The 6,067-nt window shown below is 45.1% G+C and carries 4 protein-coding genes; 1 reads left to right on the top strand and 3 read right to left on the bottom strand.

Annotated elements, in window-relative coordinates:
• Positions 1-94: 94 nt before the first annotated feature.
• The gene (locus tag V144x_RS24755) at positions 95-1,354 is read left to right on the top strand and encodes a glycosyltransferase family 87 protein (RefSeq protein WP_144989288.1); all 1,260 of its coding nucleotides are present in this window, start codon (positions 95-97) and stop codon (positions 1,352-1,354) included.
• A 7-nt stretch (positions 1,355-1,361) separates the two neighbouring features.
• On the opposite strand, the gene waaF is transcribed toward V144x_RS24755, so the two are convergent.
• The 3 genes from waaF to V144x_RS24770 form a co-directional block, all read right to left on the bottom strand.
• Complete coding sequence (gene waaF, locus V144x_RS24760; protein WP_144989290.1) at positions 1,362-2,426, bottom strand: lipopolysaccharide heptosyltransferase II; 1,065 nt, start codon at positions 2,424-2,426, stop codon at positions 1,362-1,364.
• Entirely contained in the window at positions 2,423-3,967 is a 1,545-nt protein-coding gene (locus V144x_RS24765) for a PfkB family carbohydrate kinase (RefSeq protein ID WP_144989292.1), read from the bottom strand. The genes waaF and V144x_RS24765 overlap by 4 nt, the downstream gene beginning before the upstream one ends.
• 287 nt (positions 3,968-4,254) lie before the next feature.
• Complete coding sequence (locus V144x_RS24770) at positions 4,255-5,643, bottom strand: alkaline phosphatase family protein (protein WP_144989294.1); 1,389 nt, start codon at positions 5,641-5,643, stop codon at positions 4,255-4,257.
• Positions 5,644-6,067: the final 424 nt, after the last annotated feature.

A 6,067-nucleotide genomic window follows, 5' to 3' on the forward strand; every position in this document is an offset into this window, starting at 1 on the left:
GATCAGCTAAAAGAAATAAAAGCTCTTTTTGTATTTATTCTGCTGAAAGAACCACTTGTCTTTCCCCGTAAGGCAACCATTCCCCAGGTCTGGTATGAATCCATTCTCGCAAAATCCATTGTATTCTCAATCTCCTCTTGTCGAAGAAATGTCAGGAGCCATCTGGCTTAAAAGGGCATTGATTTTGTGGGGAATCCTCTGGATTGCTGTCAGCGTGAAATTTATCATTCAACCAGAGAAAAAATCTGTTTATCCCTGCTTTGCAGATTCTTCCCTCAACTGGTGGGCCGATCGCAGTCTCTACGATAATGAACATCAACAAACGGGCTTTCGATATAGTCCGACATTTGCACTCGCCTTTACACCTTTCGCCGTACTGCCTGCAACTATCGGCGGCATCCTTTGGTCTGCACTGAATATCGCCTTACTTGTATATGCACTGCGGTTATTGGTGAAAGAAGTCTTTCCAGGTAGCTGGCCGAAATGGCAGGAAGCCTGTTTTCTGACTCTGAGTTTAGCTGGATGCACGCGCGCCATCTGGTCTGCTCAAAGCAATTCACTTGTGTTTGCATTGGCGGTCTTCGCTGTGGTGTCCATTAAGAAAGAGCGCTGGTGGGTCGCTGCCATTATTCTAGCGACAGCAGTACATATTAAACTCTGGCCAGCCGCACTCGCGTTATTATTAATGGCTCGGTTTCCCAAGCAATTGATGGGACGATTTGCAACAGCTTGTGTGCTCTTGATCTTCCCCCCTTTCTTAACGCGTCCTCTTCCAGTTGTCATTCAACAATATCAGGACTGGTACACTCTGTTAACAGGCCCCTACCGTACACTCAGGCAAGCAGGATTGCGCGACGCTTATACAATTGCCGAACAGTTTGGTACGTACGTAGATGATCGTGTCTATACTCTCTTACAATTGGGAATGGCGGGACTAGCATTATTTTGGTGCCTCAGACTTGCCAAGGTAGCAAATTCCAATCAAACCTATTTCACAGGTGTTCTCACTACCTGGGTTTGCTGGCAATTACTGGTCGGCCCCGGAACGGAAAGGCTGACCTTTTTACTGGCTGCTCCCATTGCAAGCTGGGCGTTGATTGTAAGCGTAAAAGAGCATTGCCATCCCGTGCTGGCAGCTACCGCCTGGCTCATGCTGATTCCACTGGGAACCGGTGGTATAGAACGCCTGCTTCTACCACTCGCCTCCTGGTCCCCTGCGATCTTACCGTTAGGGATCATACCTCTCATGGCGTGGCAGTTTATTTACATCGAAAGTCGGGCTCATAAAGACCTGACCAACCAAATTGACGAACAAGATGATTTTCAGAAGCAACAAACTTCGTTCGCAGCCTGAACTTATTTCAGGCCGCGTTTGTGCTCGATTGATTTAACAAAGAAACGACCGCCTGAAAAACCTGATTGGCTCCAAGATCTTTCATACAACGATGGTGACCTAAAGGACAAACCCGTTGCTGACAGGGACCGCAGTCTAAATCGAGCTGTAAATGCTTACCATGTTCATAAAATGTTTCGCTCCATAAAATATGGGTCGGTCCAAATAGTGTGACTACTGGTACCTGAAAAGGAGCTGCGAAATGGCGTGGACCTGAATCTGTCGACACTAACAAAGCGGCTTGTCGAATGGCGGCTTTAGTCAGTCCCAGATGGGGTGGCTCAGCTGCCAGGGAAACCACCATTGGGTGTTTAGCCTGCTTCACGATCTCGAGGGCCTCTGCTTTTTCGGCAGGTCCACAGACAACTAATACAGACCGTTTCAATTCCATAGCTATCCGCCGCGCTAACTCTGCAAAATGAGCAGTCGGCCAATGCTTAGCTGCACCAAAAGCGCCTCCTGGATTAAGGCAAATCATAGGAAGACTTTTGAATTCGGGAGATTGTTTATCCAGAAACAACTGCCAGCGTTTTTGTTCGGCAGTCGTCACTGAAAGTGACATCGATCGGGATAAAGGCAATGGTACTTTCGCCTCTTGCTGACTTCTTTCAATTAAGTAAGTAGCAATACGTAAATATTCATCAATAGCAGGATGTGGTTCTGATCTATTTTTCATTGGAATTGGATCTGTCAATAACCAATGACGACTATCACGACTAATACCAATCCGCCGCGGAATGCCTGCTAAAAATGACATCCAGGCACTTCGAAAAGAATTAGGGAAAAGAACCGCTACATCAAACCGTTCACGCCGTAACTGATTGAGAAAGCGGACTTGAGGAACGAGCTTTTGCTTGGTCTCCCAAGCGATCTTACGATCAACAAAGTCAAGACCTTCCAATACATCGGCAACATAGGGTTTCTGAATCGTAACGATTTCTGAACCAGTAAATTGCTGACGAATTGCTTGCAAAGCCGGTGTTGCCATTACGGCATCACCGATCCAGTTCGGTAAAAAAATAGCTATTTTCATCCGGCTTTTCGTTTCGGAGGTTCAATAGGTCGTATTAATGCAGACTCAACAGTATCACTTTCTTGATTCCTACGGATCGTTCCCAAGATCTGTGTAGTCGAAATGCCAGGAGTCATTCCAAGAGCCCTGACTTCGCCTCCATAAGACTCTACGATCTCCCAACCAACGATTTCTTCTTTCTCGTAGGTCCCCCCTTTGACCAACAAATCCGGTTTGAGTTGCCGAAGTAATTCACAAGGTGTCGTCTCTTCAAAAATCACGACATAGTCGATTCCCTCTAAGGCTGCCAACATAGAAGCACGGTGCGACTCTCCAAAAATGGGACGGTCTGGACCTTTCTCTAAAGACCGTACACTATCGTCACTATTCACAGCAACGATCAGACAATCTCCTTCAGCGGCTGCCTGCTCCAGATAAGTCACATGCCCTACATGCATCACATCAAAACAGCCGTTAGTCAAAACCACTTTCTGTCCCAACTTTTGACGCGCCATGACATGCCGTTTAAGCTCTTCTAATGACAAAACTTTTTCACTAGTGACACGCGCTCCCATCAGCAGGTCGGCCAGCATCTCTTCACGGCTGATCGTGACCACACCAATCTGTTCTACCTCCAGACCTCCGGCTACATTAGCGAGACGTGCCAGGTCAATGGGATTGATTCCGGCAGCACTTCCGACACCGATCGTTGCCAGTACCATGTCACCAGCGCCGGTGATATCATAGACCTCTCGTTTGCGTGTCGGCAGGAGTTCTGTTACACCATCGGCTTGGGTTAAAGCGATGCCATCACTGTCGAGTGTGACAAATGCATAATCCAGGTTCAACTCACGGCAAAGTTGTTTTCCCGCCCGGAATGCATCATCACATGAGTTTACATCAAAACCAACTGCCCGTGATGATTCCAATCGATTGGGAGTAATCGCTGTTGCACCGGAGTAGATCTGGTAATCGCGTCCAGGACAAGGATCAACGATCACAGGCACTTCAAGCCTTCTTGCTTCTTCTAACACACAAGCTAATACTTCGGGAGTACAGACCCCCTTTGCATAATCACTCACCAAAATTGCCTGATGATCCGATATCATCGGCAGTACTAAGTTGAGTAATGATTCTGACGTTGGTTGATCAAGTGGAGTCGTCTCTTCGCGATCCACACGAAGGATTTGATGAGGATGCCTCTGCTGAGCACGACCCATAAAACGCTGTTTCACAGTAGTCGGTCGACTGGCATCTAGAATCATGGGCGAGCAATTGACGCCTTTTTCACTGAGAGCCTCCCTGACAGCCATACCATCGAAATCATTACCGACGACTCCTGCCATGGTCACTTGAGATTCGAGGCCGATCAGCATATTAGCAACGTTCGCCGCGCCACCCAGCCGAACCTCCTGAGTATCTTCCCGTAACAGGATGACAGGCGCTTCCTGACTGATACGTTCAGCATTACCCCAAATGTACCGATCCAGAATTAAATCTCCCAAGACGAGTATCTTAGGATTCCCTAATTTTTGAATTGTATTGATTAAATGGTAAGACATAAATCTGGCATTTCGATGTTGTTGTAAATCCAATTCAGACAATGTGATTTGAGGTCATCACAGGCTGCGGAATCATCATCAGAATTCACTTTTGAGTCAATGCCGATTCTGTAAAATTAGGTAACCTACTAATAATGGGGTTAAACATTTCTTAACTACTCAAAGAACCCCTTACCTGCGCAATTAAGTCTACCCATGTCGTTTTACCTACTTGAGATCTTGCAAGTTCGTATGAGAAGATGAAGATAGTATATCGGATAAGAAAAGCTCGGCGTTTTGTGAGTGAATTAATTCCCAAACTGTAATTCGAGTAACATATCCTTGACTGCCATCATAGGAATCTCATCTCGTTCTATCGATTGTGAAGAGCAGATAAAAACAGGAGATTCGGCCTCTTCTCTTCCGGGTGAAGGTAATCGTCCATGACTCCCTTTGACGAGGCTCGCATCTAAACTTGTTAGATCCATGTAGTAACGAAAGCCTAACTTTTTTTTGGCTAAACGATTTGCGATTCGTAATTTTGGAAACCTTATTTGGGGATCAACAAATAGTTCGACCGGGTCATATCCCGGCTTACGATGGATATCGACAGTTCGTGCATAATCAGGGGCAACTCGATCATCCAGCCAGAAATAGTAGGTAAACCAAGCCCCTGGAGCAGCGACCGCGACTAATTCACCAGATCGTTCATGGTCGATTCCGAATTCCGCTTGTTGACCTTGATCAAGGACCATTTCAATACCGTCCACTTTTTCGAGCGCGGATTTGACCTCAGTAATCTGAGCGGAATTTTGAATGTAAACATGAGCAATTTGATGATCGGCTACAGCAAATGCAGTCGAAGCTCCGCAGTCGAGTGTTTCCCAACCTAAAGCCTCTTTGCGAACCTGTAACCATCCATGTTCTCGCAAAATGCGATTGATGTGTAATGGCTTTGAAACATTCGTGATCGCGTATTCCGAAAGTACAACGACATCTGCACCTGTATTCTGAGCGACTTCAATCAGTCTACCCGCTTCCCGATCAATGTCTCTTATATCTTGATCAATGGCAGGATCTCTCACCCCGAGACGTTGCAGGTTATAATCAAGATGTGGCAGATATACTAAAGTAAGGCTGGGTTTCTTCTCCTGAAAGACTTTGATTGAAGCATCAACGATCCAGCTTGAACTGGAGAGATCAGCACCAGGCCCCCAAAATCGTAATAAGGGAAAGACTCCCAGTTCTGATTGCAATTCGTCTTTCAGACTTTCAGGTTGGCTATAAGAATCGAACACTTTTCTTCCATCAGCCGGATAACTGGGACGAGGTGTGACTGACCAATCTACAGGAGCATACATGTTATACCACCAAAATAGTTTCGCAGTGGTATAAGCGGGATCTCTTTGTTTGGCTGCTTCATAAACTGTCTGACCATGAACCAGCTTATTTGACTGTTTCCAGAACATGACTTCAGCCAATTCACGGAAATACCAGCCATTGGCCACAATTCCATGCTCACGAGGCATTAGTCCAGTCAATAGCGTGGACTGAGCGGAACAAGTCACAGCAGGCAGTACAGTACCCATTGGCCTGGAAAACCCTTGATTTGCAAGACGCATTAAGTTTGGGGTTTTATCTCCTAACATTTCATGTGTTAAGCCAACAACATTAATGACAACCAGAGGTTTAAGCATAGGGATTTCAATAACCGAAAGTACTAAAATTAAAAGACTTATGTAACTATTTAGCATCTCAATCTTAATAAAGATTGAAGAGGAATGGAAGCAGATTACGGGTCATCAACCGATCAGAAATTCGGCGGGTAGATCAAGAGTCTTGAAATAGACAGTTAGATTTTGAAAAACAACACGTCTAAGCTCGAAAATGAAGGTATGTCAATTTTTAAAGTAGACAAACAAAAATACTAAGTCATTTGGAGTACTTATGTTGGTACTTTATTGAGTTATCATAAATGAGTGATGGTGACTCATGTTATTACTATATAAAACTTTAAGACAGAAGACCAATATTAAATTTCTGTAACGTTTCTGAGATACAACGTAAACTGACAATTGTTTTTAAAGAGATAACTCTTTATCTCAGTAGATTCATGTTGAC

The sequence above is a fragment of the Gimesia aquarii genome, from assembly GCF_007748195.1.
GTDB classification, from domain to species: domain Bacteria; phylum Planctomycetota; class Planctomycetia; order Planctomycetales; family Planctomycetaceae; genus Gimesia; species Gimesia aquarii.